This window comes from Algoriphagus yeomjeoni (genome assembly GCF_049821175.1).
GTDB lineage: Bacteria > Bacteroidota > Bacteroidia > Cytophagales > Cyclobacteriaceae > Algoriphagus > Algoriphagus yeomjeoni_A.
The window spans coordinates 769,545-791,939 of sequence record NZ_CP187512.1 but is presented as its reverse complement, the minus strand read 5'-3'; the positions used below and the strand labels follow the sequence as shown (position 1 = coordinate 791,939).

The following is a 22,395-nucleotide window of genomic DNA, read 5'->3' as shown; positions in this document are numbered from 1 at the left end:
TTTCCGATTTACTTTTTTCTAGCCAATCATCCTGTTTAACTTAGCGCCTTCAAAAAATTGAATCATGGCTCTAAGCACTTTTGTAAAAATAAGCGGCATCACTAATCTTTCCGATGCTAGGTATTGCGCGGGAATGTACGTGGATTTATTAGGTTTTTCTTTGGAAGAAGAATCTGAAAAATACATTAATTCTACTCTTTATAATGAAATCACAGGCTGGGTCTCAGGACTTGAATTTGTAGGCGAATTTCTGAGCTATGAGTCAGACAAAGTCCTTGATACCTTAGAAAGCTATCCAACTATAAAGTGGATTGAGCATGACAGAATAGAGTCTTTAGTTAATCTGGAGGGAAAAGGTTTTGGCTTGATTTATAAAATGGATTTAGAAGAGGTTCGCAATATTGAACTCGAAGTAGCTGAGAAACTCAATGACTCTGGAATTATTTTCCATATCACTTCCCTCCACGAAGAACTAAATGAGGAGGATAAAAAAGCAATAAAACTAATTAGTGAGCATTGCCGGGTTATTTTAGGAGTAGGAATTACTTCAGATAACGTGCAAGAACTTATCGCTGAACTAGGGATTTATGGAATTTCTCTAACTGGCGGAAAAGAAATCAAACCAGGACTTAAGGATTTTGATGAACTGGCGGATATACTTGAGGCATTAGAGGTAGACGATTAAGTAAAAAAGCTATTTCAAGAAAAAGGCTATTGGAACAAACCAATAGCCTTTTTTATGCTTAATCCTCAATTATTAGACTTGGTCAAATAAGTCTGAAGATTCATAAGGACTGTTATCTCCTGTGAAAAATGATCCATCAATAAACCGATGGCTAACCCCAATGTCTCTTAACTCCATCAAATCATGGTCATCTAATTTAATTTTGGCAGCTGCCAAATTTCCTTTTATCCTATCCTTATTCACGGATTTGGGTATCACAGCAATATCTCTTGCAATTGACCAGGCAATTAGAATTTGACCCGCGCCAACTTTATGTTTATCGGCAATCTCTTTTACTACTGGATCAACCAATAATTTTGGGTCATTTTCATGTTTTTCTGCCCTAGAATCAGGTGATCCCAGCGGAGAATATGCAGTCATCAAGATTCCATGCTCCAAACAATACTCAACCAATCCATCCTGTGGCAAATAAGGCTGCATCTCTACTTGATTCATTTCAGGAAGCTGACCGCCAAGTTTCACCAATTCTTTGAGTTTTTCCTGATTGAAATTTGAGACGCCGATGTGTTTGGCATATCCCATTTCCTTTACCACTTGCATAGCTACCCAAGTCTCAGCGATAGAGACCTCATCGTAGGTATAAAAGTCCTCTCTTTCTTTTGGAAAGCCAACTCCAGCTTTAAAAGCAAGAGGCCAGTGTATCAGGTACAAATCCACATAATCCAATTTGAGATCGGAAAGTGTCTTTTGCAAAGCAGGCAAAACCTGTTCTTTTTTATGGGAATTATTCCAAAGTTTGGAAGTCACGAAAAGCTCCTCTCGCTTCACTAATCCTTCAGAAATTGCCTTTGCAATCCCCTCTCCCACTTCATTTTCATTTTGGTAAACGGCCGCGCAATCTATATGTCTGTAACCAGCTTCTATTGCCCAGTAAACAGCCTGGCTTACTTCTCCTGGCTTACTTTTCCAAGTTCCTAATCCGATTATTGGGAGTTTGTCTCCGTTTTTAAAGCTTAATTTTTTCATTTGATTATAAAAATTTAGATTATGGTGTAGGTGAATACTAACACAAAAAGCCATGCATTTAATTCACTCGATTCTTTAAATATTTTCTAAATCTATTCATCACCCATAGATGAATTTTAGCTTGGGTATTCACATAAATCAGCCAAGGAAGTCTTGGGACAAACTCATGGATGGCTGAAATAATATATTTATTATCCAAAACTCCCCGAAATTCCAACCAGCCATGATCAAAGCGCTTCACCAGCCAGCCACCTGAAATATAAAACAACTGTCGACTTTCTTCACTTCTATCTGGGATCATGGTCAGCTGCAGCATAGGCTTTTTGGTCCACAACAGATAAAACACAATCTCGCCACTTTCGAGCATTTCTCCATTGATCCAGAACTTAAAGAATGAGGGCAGCCAGATATTATAACGCTGGGCAACCCAAGTCGCTGTATCTCCATGGGTATTAGCCATGCGCTGTATACTTCTCACTGTATTCTTCACTTTGTCCAAAGGATAAAAGCTTGGAGTTTTAAGCTCGATATCAGAATCTAATGCTGCTCTAACTGACTCTGTATAAGTCAGGTAATCAATATGCTTCTCTTGAAATTTCAATTCTTCAGAAACAGTTAACGTATGCTTTAAGCTTTCCACTAATGGAGAAACCAATTGAGGTGGAGATTCTCCAAAAAAGCCTACCCAAAGCTTAGAAAGCCCTAAAGAGAACACTGGAACAGAAAACACCAGCCGCTTTTTCCCAAGCTGTACGGCAGTCAATTCTAGCATTTTTCGATAAGAAATCACTTCTGGGTTTCCAATTTCTATCGCTTTACCAAATACATTCTCATTCCCGACACAGGTATCAATAATGTCTAAAGTATCTCTCAAAGAAATGGGTTGAGTCAAGGATTCTGTCCACTGTGGGCACATTAAAACAGGTAAATTCGTAACCAGATTCTTGATCATATCAAAAGAAGAACCTCCTGGTCCTACAATAATCGAAGCACGGATAGCCGTTAGCTTTGCAGATCTAGATCCTAAAGTCTGTTCAACTTCAAGTCGACTTCTTAGATGTCTGGATAGACTTTCGCCAGTTTCTTTTGGCAGCAAACCTCCCAAATAGATTATCTGCTTTACTTTGTTTAAATGAGCCGCACGGCTAAAATTATCTGCAAGTAGCAAATCTGTATCTTCAAAACTCCCTTGATTTAGACGAGTAGAAGCATTCATTGAATGCACTAGATAGATCGCAACATCTACCCCATTCAGCACTTGGGTGGTGTTTGAAATTGAATACAATTCCACTTGCTTCCAAGTCACTTCCGGGTAAGGATTGTCCTTTACCTCTTTTCTACTAAGGGCAATGATATTGTATTTGTGGCGGAAATGGTAAATGAACCAGCGGCCCACATATCCCCCTGCACCAGCAATTGCGACAGTTGGTTTTGAAACAGAAATAGGTTGATTAGTTAATTCCATAAATGAGAGCTTAACTAACCAACCTATTAATTGATGGTCCTGTTCAGGATAAGTTTATTTTTCTTCGGCTTTTTCCAAAGCTTCAGTCGTAGTGAAGTATTTGACTATCATATTTGGCACTTCCCATTCAGGCATATTCTTATTGGTGAAATATTCCAAATACTTCTCAGTTACCTGAGCAAAATGCGCTTCATGACCATTATGATACTTCTCAGGGATGATCACCTTGTAATTACCGCTGCTGATTTTCTCTAGATCCAATCCAGGAAAACGATCCTGAAGTTTCTCTTTTACCAAGTTAGTCAAAGCATCATCTTGACCATCCAATAATTCCACATACAAGGTGGCGACATAATTCTCTTTCGCACCTTGCTGGATTACCAGGTTAGCTTTTGTACCTCGCATCATACTGTAATGCGTATCGGCAGCACCTTCTGGTGCCTGAAAATTCCAGATCACACTCACTTTAGAGTGAACGCCTTTCAAGGTGTAATTCATTTCCCCATTGCTATTCACACTCAGCTTATTGTCGGCTACATTCTTCTGAAGAAATTCAGGGAATTCATCTTTACCAGTTACCAATTTAAATTGCTCCAAATCCAAATCTGTTGACCACAGCTTGGCTGCTTGCATCTCGACATCAGTGGTGTCCAAAGTAATTCCCGGAAATGCCTCCCACTGGATCAAATCCACCAAATGGGTAGTCACATCAACGATCCCTGTTCCTTCTATGTCTGTATCAAAAAACCAATCAGGTCTTACCAGAGGATTTCCAGATACATATTTAAAGAAATGGTGCACTGACTCCTTAGTGATTGCTGGATTTTCGAGTGTACCTTTTTCCAATTCCCCAAAAACGGCTTTATCCATACTTAGCTCTTTTTGCAAAATCGTACTGATCTCAAAGCGCTCTGTCATGATATCATACAGTAACAAATCCTTTTGAGATGCTTGATCAAAAGCATTAAGCAGCTTTTTGAATCCATCCTTGTTAATCACCAGAGGTTTATCTGCATATACATTGATCCCATTGGAGATAGCTGCAGAGATGTAATCAATCTTGCGATCATTTTTCCCAGCCACCATCATCACATTGCCCGGCTTGGTGGAGATCATTTTCCCCAAATAATCCTCCCCAGCACTTACCTGTAAACTCCAGGCAGTTGGATCCTCTTCCCGATTGTTGTAGCCAGAAAGCCGATTCATATAATCTTTCAGTTCTGGTCCTTCCGGGGCAAAAACATAAACGGTAGAATCCACTTGTGGATACATTGATTTATGAATCAATCCAGCGTGAAAATGTCCCGGATCAAGGGACATTATCGTAATCTCAGCTGTTGATTCAGGAGCTTCAGTCACAGTTTCTTTATTTTCGCAGGAAAACAAAATCCCTACCGCAAGAGCTGCTATAGCAGTGTTTTTCAAAATATTAGCTTATTAGATTTTTACATAATTAGTGCCGTAAGGCGCTCGCTGAGGTCTCTCCAGCATAGAATTAGCCTCATCATCATTGACAAACTTCTCGATGCTAGCATCCCACTCTAATTTTCTTCCCAACTTCATGGAAATGTGTGTCAATAAACAAACCGAACAAGAACGGTGGCCTATCTCTACTGGGGAAAGCAATTCGTTATTTCCCTGAATTGCTCCAAGCCAATTGCCATGATGCTCGTCACTTCGGATCAATTGAATCTCATCTGGACCAATTACTGATTGCAAAATTTTTGGATCTGAAGCATCCAAAGCTCTTGCACTTCGCCCTTGCTCCACAGGATCGGAAGTAGAAGCAACATAAGAACCTCTTGACACCCAAATCCATCCTTCCGTACCTTCATATCGAATACCATTTGGATATCCACCGCCAGTATACATAGTAATACCATTGTCATATTCAGCTTTTGCATAAAAATCTCCATGCACATCCCAAAGACCTGACTGTGGAAACTCCGCTACGGCCTGAATAAATCTAGGACCAGTTAATTCAGTATCCATTCCCCAAGCTGCAGAATCATAGTGGTGTTGCCCCCAACCGGTGATCATCCCAGCACCAAACTGCTCTCTTCTTAACCATCCTGGTCTGCCATAGCCAGTTACTGGGTGAACTCCTATCTCTGTATAAGGCACTTCCGGAGTAGAACCTAACCACATATCGTAATTCAAATTAGAAGGAATTGGCATAGGGGCAGCCTCAGGACCTGCTGGATCTCCAGGCAGACCAACTTTCACCGTATGAAGTCTACCTATTCTACCATTTCTAACTAGCTCCGCTGCAATTCTAAATTGCTCGCTGGATCGCTGCTGAGTACCTAATTGCAATACAGTACCTGATTTTTTTACAGCATTTACCAATTGTCTTCCTTCTTTGATCGTAAGTGAAGTTGGCTTTTGTACGTAGACATGTTTACCAGCCAATGAAGCTTCCATTGCCGGCTGTGAATGCCAATGATCCGGAGTACTGATTACTATCGCATCTATATCCTTATTCAAGAGCATGTCCTTGTAGTCGCCGTATTGTTTCACGTCCAAATAGGCTTTGCCCATTTTTTTGGTGTAATATTCTTCAACTAGTTTTTTCCCATCAGCCATGCGGTTGCTATCCAAATCGGAAACTGCAATAACTCTTGCAATGTCATGCTGCATTACTCCGGGTAAATCGTGGTCACGTGCAATTCTACCACAACCGATTTGACCAATATTTATCTGATTACTAGGGGCATTTTTTCCGAAAACTGAAGCAGGAACAATCGTTGGAAATCCGATCGCTGCACTTGCTAGGGCGCTGTTCTTAATAAATTCTCTTCTTTTCATAAGGTTATTTTTTAAAGGTTATATGGAATCTCGCAAGATCGAATAATCATACTCGTTTGTGACTATTTGTACCTGTTTGATTTCATATTTCATGGGGGTTATTGATGCGAGTATTTTATTTTCTAATTCGCAGTAAATGCTTAATCCCAAACTGTGAATAAAGGATTTACTGATTACTTTCCCAATTACTTGACAAAAGCTCTCCAATAGGATTCTGCTTCTTCAGCAGTCATCCTACCATCGTAGACAATCATTCTGTATTTCAACGAATACCGTTGATTTGGCTTAATTTCCCAAGATTCATGTCGGATCGGAGTGAACTCGATAAATACATTTCCTTCGCCGTTGTATTGGTCTTCAGGCCAAACACGAAGCGGTTCAGGAAAGGCTTTGTTAGTATTATGGCTCAGGAAAAGAATTCCGCTTTCTCCTGATACGTCATCCGTTTTGCCTTGTACGATGATCCATTTAGCATTAGTACCATCTGCAGTCTTGCGGGCATCGCCTTCTGAAGTGAGAATGGTGCTATTATCCTTTCCCCATTTCTCAGTAGCTCGGAATCCAATTCCACCGCCATAGCGATAATCATCAAGCAGTATTCCTCCAGGTATTTTAGTCTGGATTGTAGTGGTGTAATCTACCATATACCGACCTTTATCAGCTGGTTTCACTTTAATTCGCAGGTCCTCTTCAATAGCGATTCGCTCAGAATCCGGAGCTTTAAGATCTATGTGATTTTGCCTCACGTTTAGTTCAGCTGCTCCACCTGCTTCTTTTTTTGAAAGTACTTTGGCAAAATCGACTCTTCCTTTTCCATCACCTAAATTCCAGAAGTCAACCTCTCTTCCAGAGATAGTAGCGCGTGTCCAAGGCCCCCAGATTCCATAGTGATGGTAATGGTCTTTTGGTTGGATTCGTGTAAGTACTTGCCCCGATGGTGATGTTAAAGGATGTATAAAACCAGATTTTGCAAAATCTTTTTTAATGCCTTCAGGAACGTCTTCTGTGGCAGTTTGGTAAGTCAGAACAGCCTGATTACCAATCACGAAATCAATTCCGTTATCATCCTCTTTTAACGTTACTTTTTGCCCATACGCCAGCCCCATTAAACATAGGTAAAACACTGGTACGCAGAAAATTCTTTTGAATATCATATAAAATTCAGGTTATTGGGATTGAATTTTAAAGATATAGAATTCTCAATTATCGACTAACCCGTTCATCCAATTACCCCATGAAGAAGATTATTATCTACGGAATCGTTTTCCTAGCCAGTGTAAATTTCGCTCTTGCACAAAACCCTACAGAGATCCCGTTGGATCAAGACTGGAAAGACAAAATCACCGATTTGGCACCAGAAAAAGCCAACTTCCCATTCAAAAAGAAAAAGAAAATTTTAGTGTTTTCTCTGCATACAGGCTTTTGGCACTGGGTAAATCCTCACACTGCAGCAATGATTGAAATTCTTGGAGAAAAAAGCGGTGCATTTGATGTAACTACCAGCACGGACGTTGCCATGATGGAAAAAGACAAGCTTAAGGAGTTTGATGCTGTCGTATTTGACAATACCAATTCTAAGCCTAAATACAGAAATCTGTTTGTCGATGTATTCAGCGAAGATGCTTCCATGGATAGTGTGGCCGTTTGGGCAAAGGCAAAAGAATTAGAGAATAACATCATCCAATACGTGAAAAAAGGAGGAGGAATTCTAGTAGTCCATGGTGGAAATACCATGCTAAATAACTCTATGGAGTTTTCCAAACTTACTGGAGGCAGTTTCGACTATCACACCAAGCAGCAGGCATTCCAGGTACGAATTGAAGATCCTACTCACCCATTGACTAAGTCGCTTCCAGCGGATGGATTCAACCACGTGGATGAGCCTTACTTCTACAAGAATGCTTATGACGAGCTGGATTTTCATCCCTTGACTTACTTCAATAATGCAGAGATTGAAGGTCAGCGTAAAGGTCAAGAAAAGACTTCAGGCAAAACTTATGTGTCTTGGATCAGAAAAGACGGCAAAGGAAGAGCGATGTACATCTCTACTTCTCATAATGCCCAAAGCTTCGAAAACGCCGATATCCTTGCCTACTTCCTTGATGCCCTTCAGTATGTAGCCGGAGATGTGAAAGTAGATGAAACGCCTATTGGTAAGTAAGAAATGAGAAGTATAAAGTATGAAGTGAGAAGTAGAAAGATCTAGTTCTCACTTTTTTTTAATTTTTCAACTATGATAAAAAGACTTTTTGTAGCTATAATACTAATGACAGTTGGCGCTTTCTTTTATAGCAAATATGTGAGGAATGTAACCGAGGTAATTCCTTTTGAAGTCATCAGACAGTCCATATTTTTCAATGTCGAAATTGAAGGAAAATCCTACACTTTTCAGTTCGATACCGGTGCGGGAACATCCATTTCTCCAGAACTTCAGGAAAAGCTAAAGCTAGATACCATTGGTACTCAACCTTCGCTAGACTTGTATAATAACTTTTCAATAGTAGATGAAGTAATGTTGCCAGAGTTAAAATTAGGAACTATGGTTACTGAAAATATGGAAGTAGCTATTATGCGCCCAATTCAAAGTTTTACCCCTTGCGACAAAAATGTAGACGGGTATTTAGGCCTTGAGTTTTTCGATGGAAAAGTGCTTAAAATAGACTTAAGGAATAAAGAAATAATAGTAGCAAATTCTATTGGAGCTTTACAGGAAAATTTTGGTATTCCTTTAGAAATGGAATATCACCATGGTAGAAAAAGACCTCATATCAATATTTCATACCCAGAGTTAAAAGGAAAAGAAAATGTCATATTCGATACTGGGTCAGGAAATGATTTTCTGAAACTGAGCAAAAACACTTTTCAGCAAATGCTCGAACATGGTGAATTAAGTCAAAAATCTATTCTAGACACAACCTACATTCATGAAGGCAGAGGGCTTTTCGGCGGCCAAAAAGACACCATAAATTATACAGTTAATATTTCAAAGTTGGTTATTGGAAACACAACTTTTGATAACCTTACTACACAAACATTCGATTCAAAAGGAAATTCAAACCTTGGAGCGGCTATCCTAGCTAAGGCTGTAATTGTTCTAGATTTGGTCCGCGATAAATTCTATTTAAAACCATACGAAAATGCAAACTTAGTCTATGGTTCACCAATTGACTTCAAGTATCGTGACTATAAAGTAACTGAAGTATCTCCTGCATCTAAAGCATATGAGGCGGGTGTTAGAATTGGGCAAATAGTAAAAGCTGTTGATAATCATCATTTTGATTCATTGACAGTCTGTGAGCAGCTTGATTTAGATATGAGAGAAACTTTTCAGCAAAAAAACATCCAGTTTTTGTTCGAATCAGAAGACGGAGATATAGTCTATAACTACACCGCCCCAGAACCTGAGAGTGAATGATAAGCAAGCGTCTAAGTCTATTCCAGCAATCCCAAATCGTACTTCCGAAATCGTAAATCCCTACGCTTTCTTCACAAATTCACTTTTCAGCGCCATAGATCCAAACCCATCGATTTTGCAGTCGATGTTGTGATCACCTTCTACCAGACGAATACTTTTCACTTTAGTGCCGGCTTTAATTGGTTTGGGTGCACCTTTTACCGGTAGATCCTTGATAATAGTCACAGAATCCCCATCTGACAATTCAGTTCCATTCGCATCTTTAACTACTAGTCCTTCAGCTTCTTCATCATTAGAATTTTCCAAAGTCCACACAAAACTGCATTCCGGACAAATCAATTTACCATCTAATTCATAACCGTAAGGAGACTGACATGCAGGGCAAGGAGGTGTATTTTCCATGTGGCGAAGATAAAATATTTTCTTCACCCGAGAAGAAAAAGCTATCTGCTAAGTAGGGCTACACTCCAGAGCTACATTCTCAGAACCTCAATAAACGGGCGTAAAACTATGAACTACCGCCTCAGCAGCAATTCGCCCGGATGCCATAGCAGCATTGATCGAGCCATTCAATAAATAATCTCCAGCTAAAAATACGTGATCAGAAATCTTGCTCTCAGTAAAAGGAATAGTGCCTTTCATATCTTCTACAGTAGGGATTGCATAATCGATATAATATGACTTTACAAACTTGAAATATTCAGCACTGATTCTAGAAATTGACTCCAACTCTGCCTGAACTGCTTTGATCAACTCCTTCTCTTTCAGATCAGAATCCAAAATTGAAACAGAAAGCAATGCCCGACCAGTAGTAGAATAAGCAGACGATACATCACTCATAAACACCATGTTATTAATCAGGTGATTTTCCCCTGGAATCAAGCCCAGCATAGCTCTATTCATAAATGATTTATGCAGAGAGAAATACAGGGTAATCACCGACCTTGAAGGTGCAAATTGCCCCTCCATCTGCTTCATGAACTTATCTGGCTGTGTAGCTACTATAATTCTATCAGCCTCCAAAGTCTCGCCATTTTCAAGCTGAATTGTTTTACCAACCAAATCAGAAACCTTGGTATTAAATCTAAATTCTGTGCTAGCCAGTTGCCTTTTGAGCATTTTTGGAACCTCTATCATACCTTTTTCCGGTATGCCACCAAGGCCTTGAGAAAACATTTTAAACACAAACTCAAACATTCTGGAGGAGGTTTTTAAGTCCTTTTCCAAAAATATTCCTCGAAAAAAAGGCTTGAAAAAGTTAGAGATTATCTGATCCGAAAATCCATAATCAATTAGATATTTATGGGTAGTTGCAGAAGGCTCATTGAATATATCTTCAATTGATTTATTTTTTAGCATCTGAGTAAGGTTAAACATTTTGACCTTATCCAAAAAGCTTCCAACATGGGAAAAAGCCATGCTAACCACCTTCAGCGGATTACGCAAAGGATCAGAAATAATGAAGGTTTCATTCTCTCCAAAAATTACCGCTCCCGGTTCGAAATACTTAAGATTTAATTTCGACAGATCAAGGTACCTTTTCACTTCTGGATAAGCCGTCAACAAAACCTGAAAACCATGATCTAACAGAAAACCATCTACTAAATCTGTTTTTACTCTACCTCCTACGCTATCACTTCCTTCCAATATAACTGGTGAAAAACCCGCTTTTTCAAGTTCAATCGCCGCAACCAACCCTGCTACACCCGCACCAACTATAAATATTTTTTGATCTTTCATTTATGAGATTTCTTTTATAAAAAACTTACAAAAAAAGCTTTTGGTAAGGATATTCAAATTTAACTCGCTCAAGTAAGCATTGTTTGGAAATATGAGAAATTACCCGACATCAACTATCTTGTAATAATTGCCTGATCTTAAATTAAGATCTTCTTTATGCTCGCTTGCAGCTACAAATTGAACTAAATTTTATCAATAAACAGCCTCTACCGGTATTCATATTTAGAAGACTTGAATTTGAAAATCGAACCATTACTCAGATTTATTACCAAAACTGAAAACTGATAAAACCTCTTGCCACAGTCCTGTTCATAGTTCTAACAGGAATGATTATAGTTTGGGGAAAAATCATAATGAACTAAGCATTCAATGCTAAATCACTTTCAAAGCAACCCTATTACTTATTGATAAATAGCTAGTTAAAAGCTAGTCCAAAATGAAAATCAATTTCTCATATGTTCCTAAAGGCAGATTAATATGCTGACTATTGAAAAATCTAGGAAATGTAATAGATCAATATAAAGCTCAAAATCAAACTGACCGAAACCAAAGTCTAAAATTTCCCGTAGCGTAAATCATGACCTAAGTATTAAGACAAGGCCGATATCCCACTTAAATCACTGAAAATGAAAAAGTTATTTTTATTTACATTCTTCACTGCAGTTACCCTTGTTTCAGCATTTTCTCAAAGTAATAGCTCACAGATATACGATTTCAATTTAGATCTCCCAACGTTTGAAAGCGATCTTGAATTTGAACTTGGACAAGACTCAAACAAATCATCTGAAGTAATTCAGTTTAGGCAGTTCAAAAACTTAGATGATTTTCGGAACAGAATCGAGAAAAATAATAACCTCCTTTATACACAAGACGAAAATCTAGTAGTCATTAATCCTGATCCGATTTATTCTTTGAGAATTGTGAAACCAACAAGGAATTTCCCCATTCAGATCTATAAACCGGATTCTACCAAAAATTATACGCTATTGATAAAAGAATTCTAATACGTTATACTCGTTAGAAGAAGTCACTTTTATTATGCTTTCCAGCTTCTGTTAGCCTTTTTTTCGGCTTGATTTTTCTTGGCCTTTAGCCGTTTTTCTATTGCTCCTTTTTTAGGTTTGGTAGCTTTTCTTACGCGTTTCTTAAAAAATGCTTTGCGTAACAGGTCCTCAAACTTTCTGATCACCAGTTCCTTATTCTGAATCTGAGAGCGCTTTTCCTGAGATTGGAGTTGGAGCACACCTTCTTGGTCAGTTTTTGTACGCAACTTCTCTAATAACATTGCCTTTTCTTCTACACTTAAAAGTCCAGAATTAGGGATATCGAACTTTAACTGGACTTTGGTTTCGACTTTATTGACGTTTTGCCCTCCAGCTCCTCCGCTTCTGGAGGTAATGAACTGAAGCTCACCAAGGAAGTCACCTCGTTTTATTCGCTCATCTATATTTTTCTCTTTGTAATCCATCTCTAACATTTATTTCAACAGCTATCTTCAAACAAGTATTTGACCAATCAGCCTGAAATTGAAATTAGGTGTAAACTTTCCACTAAAAAAGAGAAAGTAAATACTAATTTGAAGTCTCACTTAACACTCAAACCCATAAATCATATGAAAAATAGAAGAGAATTCCTGATAAAATCTGCACTTGGAGTAGGTGGACTCGCTTTAGCTCCATCATGGCTTCAAGGTGCTCCAGCTATAATCAAGTCCTTCAACAAACCAAACTCTTTGATCAATGGAGTACAATTAGGCTGCATCACTTATTCATTTCGCTCCATGCCGGATCAAAGTGCAGAAGCAACGCTAAAATATGTGGTGGATTCAGGTCTATCTGCTATAGAGCTCATGGGAGATCCGGCGGAGTCATTTGCTGGAAAGCCAATAAATCCTATCAATATGCAGGAAATGTATCCACTTAGAGCGAAGCAAAGAAGGGGCGAAGAATTAACTGCAGAGGAGAAAGCGAAAATGGCTGATTTGAATGCTCAAGCAGAATCCTATTCCAAGGAGGTAGCAGAGTGGAGAAGTAAAGTAGGCACTGCTCCGTTTGAGAAAATGAGAAAAATGTACAAGGATGCAGGAGTTAGTATCTATGCATTTAAGCCAAATGCTTTCGGTAGAAATGCCTCTGATGAGGAAATAGCTTACGGTATGACAGCTGCAAAAGCTCTTGGTGCTACGCATGTCACATTAGAGCATCCATCGAATGATGAACATACACTTCGCTTAGGGAAATTGGGAGAGAAATATAAGATGTCGGTCGGTTATCATGGACATGAGCAGGAGACTTTCACATTTTGGGATACGGCTTTGGAACAAAGCAAAAGAAACGGCTTGAATCTAGATGCCGGGCATTACATCGCTGCTGGAAATACCGATCTGATTCCTTTGATAGAAAAACAGCATAGTCACATCCTAAGTATGCATACAAAGGATAGGCAAACGCCTGAAAACGGGAAAGGAAACTTGCCTTGGGGAACTGGCAACACTCCTATTCCAGAACTATTGAATATGATCTCTAAAAACAAGTATAAGTTCCCGGCAACCATAGAGTTAGAGTACCAAGTACCAGAAGGGTCTAATGCAGTAAAGGAAGTTCAGAAATGTGTTGAATTTTGCGAAAAAGCACTAGCTTAGATATGAAATCTTGTTTTCCATATTAAGCTTTTCAAACTATTTTTTGAAGCGGCAGTCTACACTGCTGCTTTTTGTTTGCCTTAAGAAAAATCAAAGTCTAATAAATTTGGTTTCCCGCAATCAAGACCTCTCTCAACCTTTGGAGAGTAACACACTTGATTATTAATCTTAAATAAGATTGAATTAGGGTTTTAATAGTGTACTTTCGGCAGCTCATTTTGGAACTCAACATGCTTGGCTAATAATTAAACTAGTTCAACATGGAAGAGGAAGAAATTCTCGAACGAAATCAATTTGAAGAGCTAATACAAGGCCTCATTGATAATAAATATGGATGTAGCAATGACTTCATATTACCAAGCACAGTAATCGGCTTAAGAGACACCATTCAAATCCTCTCAGAATCTGGAAAAATGAAACTTGCCGGTGTCGGAAATTCGACCATTAATAAACAAGACAATGAAATAAGAGGTGATAAAATAAATTGGATTCAGGAGAGCAGTGTCAATCCATTTGAAATCATTTATTTAAAGAAAGTGAGGAAATTCATTGATCACCTGAACAAAACCTGTTTCACTTCCATCAAAAGCTTTGAAAGCCATTATTCCAATTATGAGAAAATGAGTTTTTACAAGCGGCACGTAGACCAATTCAAGAATGAGAAAGGTAGAAAGTTCTCTATTATCGTTTACCTAAATCAAGATTGGCAGGATGAAGATGAAGGGCAGTTATCCTTATATCCTGAATCAGGTAATGTACAAAACATCTCTCCTATCGGAGGCAGGATTGTATTTTTCCGAAGTGATGAAATGGAACATGAGGTACATCCATCATCCACTAAGGAAAGAAAAAGTATAGCCGCCTGGTTTAAAAACTAGCTGTTTCATTCAACAATTTCTTCGAGAAAATACCTAAAAAACAAAAAACCACAACTCTCGCTGTGGCTTTTACTATTTGGGTATAAAGTTCTTCTGTATTACTTAGAAAACATGGTAAACATCCACATTCTCTTCTCAAGATCTCCTACAAATGTAGTTAGCAAATCTGCTGAAGCGATATCATCAGCTTCTTCAGCCGCCTTAGCAGCTTTTCTATGAGATTGAGCTAAACTTCCTAGTCCATCAATTACATGCTTCACACATTCATCACCATTAGATACATCTGTGATCTCTTTGTGAATGGTGTTTTTCAAATAATCGGAATATGCATGTAAAGGTTTGAATCCAATAGTCACAATTCTCTCAGCCAATTCATCTATATTTTCATACAGCTGAGTATATAGCTCTTCAAATTTGATGTGTAGGTCAAAAAAGTTCTCGCCTTTCACATTCCAGTGAAACCCTCTCACATTTTGGTAGAAAATATGATAATCAGACAGCAAATCATTCATTTTATCTGATACATTTTTCATGGCTTTATTATCCAATTTCAAATGATTTCCGAGTGTTGCTTTTTGAGTATTCATATGTTATTCTTTTTTTAGATTAAGTTTTAAAATTATACTATTAATCATCCAAGGGGCGTGCCATGATCAGCCCACCCATAGGAACTAACGCCAACTAACCTCTTTGACTAATAGTCTTTGGAAAATCGTTTCATGGGACAAATTATATCTATAAACAGGCTTATTAGAACCCTATCAGCTTCAAAACCTTCCCGAAAAAAATTCCCCAATCCGTTGAAAAATTAGCTCATCAGGTATGTATGTAACTATAGAAGTGTACTCAAAAAGATGCTGAATAGGCAACTACTTTAACTTCAAATTAAGATTATTGGAATAAGAACTTTCTTCAATTCTGGTATTTTGGCAGTGCAAACAATTTCAAAAAAAAGCCCGGAACTAAGTCCGGGCCAAAATGTATGTTTTACTTATAAATCATATTGCTTCATTTTGTTAAAGAGGGTTTTTCGATCTATTCCCAATTGCTTCGCTGCCTGAGTCCTGTTGTATTTTACTTCTTCTAATACTTTTTTCAAAACTTCGGCTTCGGCCTCAGCTGCAGCATCCTTCAGATTCAATGGCATTTTGCTTGGCTTAGAAACTGAATTTCCAGAATCTGAGTCTATGAAATTAAACTTTTGTGAGTAAACAATTTCTGGAGGAAGCGCTGAAACAGACATTTTACCTCCGTCAGTTAATAAGGTAGCCCTGCGGATCACATTAAGCATTTCACGAAGATTACCAGGCCAAGGATATTCTTTCAGCACCTCCATCACTTGTTCTTCAAAACCAAATACTTTTTTATTTAACTCCGCATTTGATAACTCAAGGAAATGATAGGCAAATGCTTCGATATCGGCAGTCCTGTGTCTCAAAGGAGGCACTGTAATGCTGAATTCATTGAATCTAAAATAAAGGTCTTCTCTAAATTTACCTTCAGAAACAGATTTTCGAAGGTCTTCATTGGAGGCTACTAGTATTCTTACATCAATTGACTTATCCTTAGTCCCTCCTATTCTTCTCAGTTTTCGCTCCTGAACTAATCTCAATAAACCCACTTGGGTTTCATAAGACAAATTAGCGATCTCATCCAGAAAAATTGTCCCGCCATCAGCTAGTTCAAATTGTCCGGGTTTTTCTGATAAGGCTCCGGTAAAAGCTCCTTTTTCGTGACCCCATAATTCACTTCCAGCAAGCTCTTTGGTCAAGGCTCCACAATCTACCGCGATGAATGGTTTACCGGCACGCTCACTTTGATCATGAATCGTACGAGCTATATTTTCCTTACCAGCTCCACTTTCTCCATATATCACCACACTAAGACTAGTCGGTGCTACCAAGGCCACCTCTTTATATAATTTCTTTGACTCAGCTCCTGTACCTTTGAGAAATTTGGACTCTGTTTTCTGAGCTTTCGAATTAGAATCTTTTTTGAGATTATTCGCTTTGGAAAAAGTTTCTGTGTTTGACTTATTTGCTTTAGATGCAGCTAGTGCGCGTTCAATTAGGTTGATTATTTCATCAGGAATCAAAGGTTTGGTAACGTAATCAAACGCACCATTTTTGATCACTTCAACGGCAATTTTCACATCAGCATAGCCTGTAATAATTGCCACTTGAGTGCCTGGAGATATTTCTCTAACTTTCATTAGCACATCTCTACCCTCCATATCTCTGAGCTTGAAATCACAAAAAATAAGATCGAAAAAAGTCTTTTTGACCATGTCAAGGCCATTTTTCCCTGAAATAGTTGTTTCTACTTCAAACCCTTTTTTAGTCAGAAATCTTTCAAGAAGCTGACAAATATCTATGTTATCGTCTATTACGAGAATTTTAGCCATGATTTATTTGATGTTGGAGGTGTTTAATAACTGGCTCTGGACTACCTGATCCAAGCGAGCAATGTTGAAGGGTTTACTTAAGAAATCTAATGCTCCATATTGAATAGCTTCCATTTTTACTTCATTATGATCAAAAGCACTCATCATGATTATTTTGGATCGGAATTCACTGGAGTTGATATGTTTTAATTCATTCAAGCCATTGCCATCAGGAAGGTTTACATCCAAGAATACTAATTCAGGCTTAGAGTCATTGAATAATTTCCTTCCCTCTTTGAGTGTACCAGCGACAAGGACAGAAAAACCTTTTCTGCCTAAAAATCTGGATAAAAGCGATCTGATTTCAGGCTCATCATCTATAACTAATATTAGTTTATTCTTCATCACGTAGTCTTCTTAGCTCCTCAATCCTAGGTACATTCATTTTTTTTAATTGTCAGGTAGTAATTTTACATATGGAAAAGATGTAAGAAAAGGCGCAACAACAAGCCGCACCTTTTCAAATTCTAAACCTATTTTCACTTCACTTTTTCTACTTTTTCTTTTGCTGCCTGAATAGCGGATTTAGTTGCCTCTACCCCTTCAGACTTAACTTCCAAAAACTTTGTCTTCATATCTCCAAGAAGGGATTGAAAGTCACCAATAAGGTTATTCAATTTCTTTTTTTGCGGTCCAAAATCATCCTTATTTTTATAAAGATATGCTCCTACCAATGCTCCGGTTATAAGTCCGCTTAACCATAGTGTTTTATTTACTGCTGATTTAGTCATAGTGTTTTTTAAGTTTAGAGATTAAATATTTTTTTTCTTTGAAGTTTTCAATTTAAGGTCTCTTGAATTGTTTGCAATCGAACTTAAACTTGAACTCCTTTGCTTGTATAACTGTCAAATCTCGAATGAGTTTCCATTTGACCTTTATAATTTAGTTATTTGGGCTAGCAAGTATTCGCTTGCATCTAAATTGATCGACCAGAAATCAATCTGAAAATCACAGCAATAATTGCTATTACCAGTAGTACATGGATTAATCCTCCGGCGCTGTAAGCGAAGACTCCTACGAGCCAGCCTATAACCAGAATGACTGCGATGAAATACAATAAAGAACTCATAGTGTTGTTGTTTAGGTTGGTTATTTAGTTTATAACTTCTAACTCAAGTGGTATGCCTTTTTAACACAAATCAATGAAACCGTCGCCAAATGCGCTAAATAGCCTAATAATCACGATTGATTAAATAATTAAGAAAAACCCTTCGGTATTTTTGAGTAACAAATTCCCCAATTCAAGGAAAATCTATATGACAAAAAACGAAAACCCATCCATCCGTCAGGTCAAAATATATTCGATCGTGACTCTAATCCTGATTGTGGTGGGAAGTGCTATCTCCTATTGGACAGCGGGAAGAATAGAATTTTATACCAATGCGGTCATGCACACCTCAAATGTACTGCAGAGAGCAGGTGAGTTGTATTCCAGCATTATTGAAAGAGAAACTAACATCAGGGGCTACGTGATCACTGGAAATGAAGAGTTTTTGACAAACTACAGGCAATCCAATATTGATGCAGATCTTTTGTTGACACAATTGCAGAATTTGACAGTGGACAATGGCGTGCAACAGAATAATATTGAAGAACTCAGAGGCTTAATAAACACTAGAGTCAGGACCTTCGAAGCTACCATTGACTACATCGAAGAACATGGCGACCTAGACGGATTCCTAGATCCCAGTAAAGCCAGTAATGCCCTTAGTGGCTATATAATGATCAAAAATGTGGTTTTACGGATCAATGAAGTTGAAAACAATCTTTTCCAAGAAAGAAACCAAAGCTTGATCAATAATATTAATGCGTTACCTTTTATAGTAGGCCTTATTTCTATCTTCTCAATCACTATTGGATTGGTGACTTTTTTCTCTATCTACCAATACAATAAAGCTCAAGTGGCTGCAGATAGTGATAGAACTTTATTTCAGGAAAAGCTCAAAGATCAGATAAGCCTCCTGGACCACTCAAATAAAGAGCTGGAACAATTTGCATACGTCGCCTCACATGATTTGCAAGAACCTCTACGAAAAATCACTGCGTTTTCAGACCTCCTTAAAGAACAATTTGCAGATAAACTAGAAGGTGATGGAGAACTATACCTAAACCGTATCACAGCAGCTTCTACTCGGATGAGACGGTTAATTACCGATCTTTTAGAATACAGCAGAGCCGGTAAAATTGAAAATGACCAAATTAAGGAAGTAGAACTATCAAAAGTCATCACGGAGATCCTTGAAGACGTAGAAGTTGCCATTCAGGACAAATCTGCTAAAATAACCGTAGGAAAATTACCTGATGTCTATGGTGCTGAAACAGAATACCGACAGGTATTTCAAAACCTAATATCAAATTCAATCAAATTCTCCAAACCAGACACAAATCCAGAAATCTCAATTACGGCTCAAGAGGCGAGCACTGAACTTGTGAAAAAATTCCCAACTCTTGATTTAGAAGAGAAATATCATTTAATTAAAGTATCAGATAATGGAATTGGGTTTAACAAAGAATACTCGGATCGAATTTTTTCGATCTTCCAGCGGTTACATGGCAAGAATGAATATGAAGGGACCGGAATTGGACTTTCGATTACTCGCAAAATCATCGAGAAAAATGGTGGAGTAATTTTTGCAGAGAGCAGTCCTTCTAATGGCTCCACATTCTATATAATCCTGCCATTTATCAGTACGTAATACCGTAATTGTTAGTACTAGGTTTATTTCTAAAAATCATACTTATCTTTTCATCAGAATCTAACCCTTGTTCGTCACAGACTTTATGCTCATGTCCTTCGAGAAACCCATCCAAATCCTAGTCGCAGAAGACGATGAAGATGATAAATTATTAATCTTAAAAGCCTTTGAAAGAACTTTACCAAAGGAGAAAGTTACTTGTGTGGATGATGGAGAGGCTCTTTTGAAATATTTAAAGCGCATCGCTCCATATAATGACCTGCTGAAATACCCCAGGCCAGATATTATTCTTCTTGACCTTAATATGCCTAGAGTAGGTGGTAAAGAAGCGCTTGCTGAAATTAAAAGGTGCGAAGACCTTAAATCTATTCCAGTCATAATCTTCACTACATCCAATAATATTGATGATATTCAGGCCACCTACAAAATGGGGTCAAGTAGCTTTATCACCAAGCCTGGATCCTTTGAGGAATTAGTGAAGGTCACAGAAGAAATTGAAAATTATTGGTCGAAAACTGTATTGTTACCAGACTAATCAAAAAATATGTTTAGTGGAAAAAATATAAAAGTACTTTATGTAGACGATGATCCAGATGATTTTTTGTTGGCATCTAGTCTTCTCAAAAAAATCACTGATACTACCTATGAAGTTGAGGGAGCTACTAGTCTTGAGGAAGCCATTCCAAAACTGGATGAAAGCTTTGACCTGTTCTTAGTCGATTACAGATTAGGTAAAGACACAGGATTAGAACTTATCCGCGAGATAAAATTAGTTAGAAAACACGCTCCTGTAATCATGCTCACGGGTATGAGTACAGGAAACATCGACAAAGAAGCGCTCAACCTTGGCGTTTCAGATTACCTGGTTAAAGGTGAATTTGATGCGCAGACTCTAGATAGAACGCTGAGATATGCTATTCGAGATGCGCAGTTGATGGAGTCTCTTTCTAGTGCAGCAGTTAAGTTTAGATCAATATTCGAGCTCGCCACTGATCCATTTCTGTTAATGGATTACGAGGGTGAAATTTTAGAAGTCAATCCTGCCTTTCAGAAAAAATTCGGACTCAAAGCACATGATCCAAATTCTGATGAAACCTATTTTTTCAAAGACTTATTGCCTGATGAATCTTCACGTCAAGAATTGGAGCAATTATTCTTAAATGGCGAGGAGCTATACGATATGGAAGCCCTCTTGACTATCGAACATGGCCATTCCATCAATAGCTTGATAAGTATAGTCAAGCAAGAGGTAAATATTTATCAAGTTCTTATCAAAGATCTTAGTGCCATCAAAGCGAAAGAAGAGGAAGAACATAATCTTAAAAAATTCTCTTCTACAGGTAGAATAGCGAGGCTGTTGGCACATGAAGTCAAAAACCCTTTGACTACCATTCTCCTTTCCGCTGACCAGCTTCATATGGAGCTACCTGAGTCAGTTTTAGTAGAAAGTGGAGATTTGATTGACGTTATCCGCAGGAATTGCGACAGAATAAATCACCTGGTCACTCAACTGTTGGATAGCACAAGATTCACAGAATTGGATGCTAAAAATCATTCGATCAATACCCTTTTAGATGAAGCGCTGGAGCATGTCAATGACCGGATAGATTTTAAGGGAATTACCATTCAAAAACAATATCAAACTGATATCTGCGACATAAGTGTAGATGGAGAAAAAATTAAAATCGCATTGATTAACCTTATTGTAAATGCAATAGAAGCCATTCCAGAAAAAGCAGGTAAGCTCATTTTAAAAACATCCATTAAAGAAAATCAATGCCGAATTGAAATCAAGGATAATGGTGAAGGAATTCCCAAGGAAAATCTAGAACGACTATTTGAACCATTCTTTACCAGCAAAGCAGCCGGCTCCGGTCTTGGGCTTACCAATACGCAAAACATCATTTTAAGTCATGGTGGATCTATTCGCGTAAAAAGTGAAGTAGGAAAAGGGACTTCTTTTTTAATCACTTTTAATATTCCGAGTTAAATAATCTAAGTACCCTAAAGAGAGGGTGAAATCGACTTCCAACTATCTATTGCAAAATACTTTTAATGATAGAATTTCAAGGGAAATTAGCTGCATTTGAGTTCAACCATTGGCAATACCACATTCCAATTTCCGATGGTATCTCCAAGCAAATGATGGATGAAAATCATCGTCGGGTTTTGATATGGATAAAAAACGAAGGACCATTTCATATGGCGTTGATGAAAGCAAAGAATTATTGGTATGTCCTGATTAATCAAGAGCTGCGCAAGCGGTTGAACCTATCCGAAGAGACCTCTTTTTCAATTAAAATAGATCGAGATCACAGCGAATATGGCCATGAAATGCCAGAAGAACTTCAAGTGCTGATGGATCAGGATGAGGAAGGTGCTACCTTTTTCAAAAGTTTAACTCCAGGAAAGCAACGAATGATGGTTTATACTGTGACAAAGGTGAAAAATCCGGAAAGTCGAATGAAGAAAGCACTAGCAATTATTCATCATCTCAAACTCGTCAAAGGAAAGTTAGACTACAAGCAACTGAATGAGTTGATAAAGTATTACAATAAGTTATGGTAAATACGCGCTGTCTTAGCTTACTTTTTGTAT

The 22,395-nt window shown here is 38.0% G+C and carries 23 protein-coding genes; 10 read left to right on the top strand and 13 right to left on the bottom strand.

The window, feature by feature from the left end; genetic code table 11:
• Nucleotides 1–64 precede the first annotated feature (64 nt).
• Nucleotides 65–685 (top strand): phosphoribosylanthranilate isomerase, encoded by a 621-nt coding sequence (locus ACPUEN_RS03090; RefSeq protein ID WP_425638364.1) that lies wholly within the window; start codon nucleotides 65–67, stop codon nucleotides 683–685.
• 72 nt (nucleotides 686–757) lie between these two features.
• Here the strand turns inward: ACPUEN_RS03090 and ACPUEN_RS03085 are convergent, their stop codons facing one another.
• The 5 genes from ACPUEN_RS03085 to ACPUEN_RS03065 form a co-directional block, all read right to left on the bottom strand.
• Entirely contained in the window at nucleotides 758–1,711 is a 954-nt protein-coding gene (locus ACPUEN_RS03085) for an aldo/keto reductase (RefSeq protein ID WP_425638363.1), read from the bottom strand.
• A gap of 58 nt (nucleotides 1,712–1,769) precedes the next feature.
• The gene (locus ACPUEN_RS03080; RefSeq protein WP_425638362.1) at nucleotides 1,770–3,176 is read right to left on the bottom strand and encodes an epimerase; all 1,407 of its coding nucleotides are present in this window, start codon (nucleotides 3,174–3,176) and stop codon (nucleotides 1,770–1,772) included.
• 54 nt (nucleotides 3,177–3,230) lie between these two features.
• A complete protein-coding gene (locus ACPUEN_RS03075) occupies nucleotides 3,231–4,604 on the bottom strand; it encodes a putative oxidoreductase C-terminal domain-containing protein (protein WP_425640238.1) in 1,374 nt (457 codons plus the stop codon).
• A gap of 9 nt (nucleotides 4,605–4,613) precedes the next feature.
• Nucleotides 4,614–5,984 (bottom strand): Gfo/Idh/MocA family protein, encoded by a 1,371-nt coding sequence (locus tag ACPUEN_RS03070; RefSeq protein ID WP_425638361.1) that lies wholly within the window; start codon nucleotides 5,982–5,984, stop codon nucleotides 4,614–4,616.
• A 185-nt stretch (nucleotides 5,985–6,169) separates the two neighbouring features.
• On the bottom strand, nucleotides 6,170–7,138 hold the full coding sequence (locus ACPUEN_RS03065) for a PmoA family protein (protein ID WP_425638359.1): 969 nt from the start codon (nucleotides 7,136–7,138) through the stop codon (nucleotides 6,170–6,172).
• An 80-nt stretch (nucleotides 7,139–7,218) separates the two neighbouring features.
• Here ACPUEN_RS03065 and ACPUEN_RS03060 point away from each other — a divergent pair, with 80 nt between their 5' ends.
• Nucleotides 7,219–8,145: a ThuA domain-containing protein gene (locus ACPUEN_RS03060; RefSeq protein WP_425638358.1), complete on the top strand. Its 927-nt coding sequence runs from the start codon at nucleotides 7,219–7,221 to the stop codon at nucleotides 8,143–8,145.
• A gap of 72 nt (nucleotides 8,146–8,217) precedes the next feature.
• Nucleotides 8,218–9,399, top strand: coding sequence for a retropepsin-like aspartic protease (locus ACPUEN_RS03055; RefSeq protein ID WP_425638357.1), 1,182 nt, complete (start codon nucleotides 8,218–8,220; stop codon nucleotides 9,397–9,399).
• A 60-nt stretch (nucleotides 9,400–9,459) separates the two neighbouring features.
• On the opposite strand, the gene ACPUEN_RS03050 is transcribed toward ACPUEN_RS03055, so the two are convergent.
• Both ACPUEN_RS03050 and ACPUEN_RS03045 read right to left on the bottom strand, forming a co-directional pair.
• The gene (locus tag ACPUEN_RS03050) at nucleotides 9,460–9,801 is read right to left on the bottom strand and encodes a zinc ribbon domain-containing protein YjdM (RefSeq protein ID WP_425638355.1); all 342 of its coding nucleotides are present in this window, start codon (nucleotides 9,799–9,801) and stop codon (nucleotides 9,460–9,462) included.
• Nucleotides 9,802–9,888: 87 nt separating this feature from the next.
• The gene (locus ACPUEN_RS03045) at nucleotides 9,889–11,139 is read right to left on the bottom strand and encodes an NAD(P)/FAD-dependent oxidoreductase (protein WP_425638353.1); all 1,251 of its coding nucleotides are present in this window, start codon (nucleotides 11,137–11,139) and stop codon (nucleotides 9,889–9,891) included.
• 626 nt (nucleotides 11,140–11,765) lie between these two features.
• Here ACPUEN_RS03045 and ACPUEN_RS03040 point away from each other — a divergent pair.
• Nucleotides 11,766–12,143 (top strand): hypothetical protein, encoded by a 378-nt coding sequence (locus ACPUEN_RS03040; RefSeq protein ID WP_425638352.1) that lies wholly within the window; start codon nucleotides 11,766–11,768, stop codon nucleotides 12,141–12,143.
• A gap of 32 nt (nucleotides 12,144–12,175) precedes the next feature.
• On the opposite strand, the gene arfB is transcribed toward ACPUEN_RS03040, so the two are convergent.
• Nucleotides 12,176–12,607, bottom strand: coding sequence for an alternative ribosome rescue aminoacyl-tRNA hydrolase ArfB (arfB, locus tag ACPUEN_RS03035; RefSeq protein WP_425638351.1), 432 nt, complete (start codon nucleotides 12,605–12,607; stop codon nucleotides 12,176–12,178).
• Nucleotides 12,608–12,751: 144 nt separating this feature from the next.
• Between arfB and ACPUEN_RS03030 the strand changes: the two genes are divergently transcribed.
• Both ACPUEN_RS03030 and ACPUEN_RS03025 read left to right on the top strand, forming a co-directional pair.
• Nucleotides 12,752–13,780: a sugar phosphate isomerase/epimerase family protein gene (locus ACPUEN_RS03030; protein WP_425638349.1), complete on the top strand. Its 1,029-nt coding sequence runs from the start codon at nucleotides 12,752–12,754 to the stop codon at nucleotides 13,778–13,780.
• 260 nt (nucleotides 13,781–14,040) lie between these two features.
• The gene (locus tag ACPUEN_RS03025) at nucleotides 14,041–14,658 is read left to right on the top strand and encodes a 2OG-Fe(II) oxygenase (protein WP_425638347.1); all 618 of its coding nucleotides are present in this window, start codon (nucleotides 14,041–14,043) and stop codon (nucleotides 14,656–14,658) included.
• 98 nt (nucleotides 14,659–14,756) lie between these two features.
• Here the strand turns inward: ACPUEN_RS03025 and ACPUEN_RS03020 are convergent, their stop codons facing one another.
• The 5 genes from ACPUEN_RS03020 to ACPUEN_RS03000 form a co-directional block, all read right to left on the bottom strand.
• The gene (locus tag ACPUEN_RS03020) at nucleotides 14,757–15,245 is read right to left on the bottom strand and encodes a Dps family protein (protein ID WP_111610438.1); all 489 of its coding nucleotides are present in this window, start codon (nucleotides 15,243–15,245) and stop codon (nucleotides 14,757–14,759) included.
• Between the two features lie 404 nt (nucleotides 15,246–15,649).
• Nucleotides 15,650–17,062 carry a sigma-54-dependent transcriptional regulator gene (locus ACPUEN_RS03015; RefSeq protein ID WP_425638346.1) on the bottom strand — a complete coding sequence of 471 codons (1,413 nt, stop codon included), beginning with the start codon at nucleotides 17,060–17,062 and terminating at the stop codon, nucleotides 15,650–15,652.
• 3 nt (nucleotides 17,063–17,065) lie between these two features.
• Nucleotides 17,066–17,446 carry a response regulator gene (locus ACPUEN_RS03010; protein WP_111610440.1) on the bottom strand — a complete coding sequence of 127 codons (381 nt, stop codon included), beginning with the start codon at nucleotides 17,444–17,446 and terminating at the stop codon, nucleotides 17,066–17,068.
• A gap of 134 nt (nucleotides 17,447–17,580) precedes the next feature.
• On the bottom strand, nucleotides 17,581–17,832 hold the full coding sequence (locus tag ACPUEN_RS03005; RefSeq protein ID WP_111610441.1) for a hypothetical protein: 252 nt from the start codon (nucleotides 17,830–17,832) through the stop codon (nucleotides 17,581–17,583).
• Between the two features lie 185 nt (nucleotides 17,833–18,017).
• The gene (locus ACPUEN_RS03000; protein WP_111610442.1) at nucleotides 18,018–18,170 is read right to left on the bottom strand and encodes a lmo0937 family membrane protein; all 153 of its coding nucleotides are present in this window, start codon (nucleotides 18,168–18,170) and stop codon (nucleotides 18,018–18,020) included.
• A gap of 187 nt (nucleotides 18,171–18,357) precedes the next feature.
• On the opposite strand from ACPUEN_RS03000, the gene ACPUEN_RS02995 reads away from it, so the two are divergent.
• The 4 genes from ACPUEN_RS02995 (at nucleotide 18,358) to ACPUEN_RS02980 (ending at nucleotide 22,365) form a co-directional block, all read left to right on the top strand.
• Nucleotides 18,358–19,797, top strand: coding sequence for a sensor histidine kinase (locus ACPUEN_RS02995; protein WP_425638345.1), 1,440 nt, complete (start codon nucleotides 18,358–18,360; stop codon nucleotides 19,795–19,797).
• 91 nt (nucleotides 19,798–19,888) lie between these two features.
• Nucleotides 19,889–20,332 carry a response regulator gene (locus ACPUEN_RS02990; RefSeq protein ID WP_425638344.1) on the top strand — a complete coding sequence of 148 codons (444 nt, stop codon included), beginning with the start codon at nucleotides 19,889–19,891 and terminating at the stop codon, nucleotides 20,330–20,332.
• Between the two features lie 9 nt (nucleotides 20,333–20,341).
• Entirely contained in the window at nucleotides 20,342–21,787 is a 1,446-nt protein-coding gene (locus tag ACPUEN_RS02985; protein ID WP_425638343.1) for an ATP-binding protein, read from the top strand.
• 65 nt (nucleotides 21,788–21,852) lie between these two features.
• A complete protein-coding gene (locus tag ACPUEN_RS02980; protein ID WP_425638342.1) occupies nucleotides 21,853–22,365 on the top strand; it encodes a YdeI/OmpD-associated family protein in 513 nt (170 codons plus the stop codon).
• Nucleotides 22,366–22,395 lie beyond the last annotated feature (30 nt).

Coding starts and splice junctions, on each gene's coding strand:
- ACPUEN_RS02980 (WP_425638342.1), top strand. CDS start 21,853: ATGATAGAATTTCAAGGGAAATTAGCTGCATTTGAGTTCAACCATTGG.
- ACPUEN_RS02990 (WP_425638344.1), top strand. CDS start 19,889: ATGTCCTTCGAGAAACCCATCCAAATCCTAGTCGCAGAAGACGATGAA.
- ACPUEN_RS03025 (WP_425638347.1), top strand. CDS start 14,041: ATGGAAGAGGAAGAAATTCTCGAACGAAATCAATTTGAAGAGCTAATA.
- ACPUEN_RS03020 (WP_111610438.1), bottom strand. CDS start 15,245: ATGAATACTCAAAAAGCAACACTCGGAAATCATTTGAAATTGGATAAT.
- ACPUEN_RS03055 (WP_425638357.1), top strand. CDS start 8,218: ATGATAAAAAGACTTTTTGTAGCTATAATACTAATGACAGTTGGCGCT.
- ACPUEN_RS02995 (WP_425638345.1), top strand. CDS start 18,358: ATGACAAAAAACGAAAACCCATCCATCCGTCAGGTCAAAATATATTCG.
- ACPUEN_RS03070 (WP_425638361.1), bottom strand. CDS start 5,984: ATGAAAAGAAGAGAATTTATTAAGAACAGCGCCCTAGCAAGTGCAGCG.
- arfB (WP_425638351.1), bottom strand. CDS start 12,607: ATGGATTACAAAGAGAAAAATATAGATGAGCGAATAAAACGAGGTGAC.
- ACPUEN_RS03045 (WP_425638353.1), bottom strand. CDS start 11,139: ATGAAAGATCAAAAAATATTTATAGTTGGTGCGGGTGTAGCAGGGTTG.
- ACPUEN_RS03080 (WP_425638362.1), bottom strand. CDS start 3,176: ATGGAATTAACTAATCAACCTATTTCTGTTTCAAAACCAACTGTCGCA.
- ACPUEN_RS03085 (WP_425638363.1), bottom strand. CDS start 1,711: ATGAAAAAATTAAGCTTTAAAAACGGAGACAAACTCCCAATAATCGGA.
- ACPUEN_RS03090 (WP_425638364.1), top strand. CDS start 65: ATGGCTCTAAGCACTTTTGTAAAAATAAGCGGCATCACTAATCTTTCC.
- ACPUEN_RS03005 (WP_111610441.1), bottom strand. CDS start 17,832: ATGACTAAATCAGCAGTAAATAAAACACTATGGTTAAGCGGACTTATA.
- ACPUEN_RS03050 (WP_425638355.1), bottom strand. CDS start 9,801: ATGGAAAATACACCTCCTTGCCCTGCATGTCAGTCTCCTTACGGTTAT.
- ACPUEN_RS02985 (WP_425638343.1), top strand. CDS start 20,342: ATGTTTAGTGGAAAAAATATAAAAGTACTTTATGTAGACGATGATCCA.
- ACPUEN_RS03060 (WP_425638358.1), top strand. CDS start 7,219: ATGAAGAAGATTATTATCTACGGAATCGTTTTCCTAGCCAGTGTAAAT.
- ACPUEN_RS03065 (WP_425638359.1), bottom strand. CDS start 7,138: ATGATATTCAAAAGAATTTTCTGCGTACCAGTGTTTTACCTATGTTTA.
- ACPUEN_RS03010 (WP_111610440.1), bottom strand. CDS start 17,446: ATGAAGAATAAACTAATATTAGTTATAGATGATGAGCCTGAAATCAGA.
- ACPUEN_RS03030 (WP_425638349.1), top strand. CDS start 12,752: ATGAAAAATAGAAGAGAATTCCTGATAAAATCTGCACTTGGAGTAGGT.
- ACPUEN_RS03040 (WP_425638352.1), top strand. CDS start 11,766: ATGAAAAAGTTATTTTTATTTACATTCTTCACTGCAGTTACCCTTGTT.
- ACPUEN_RS03000 (WP_111610442.1), bottom strand. CDS start 18,170: ATGAGTTCTTTATTGTATTTCATCGCAGTCATTCTGGTTATAGGCTGG.
- ACPUEN_RS03015 (WP_425638346.1), bottom strand. CDS start 17,062: ATGGCTAAAATTCTCGTAATAGACGATAACATAGATATTTGTCAGCTT.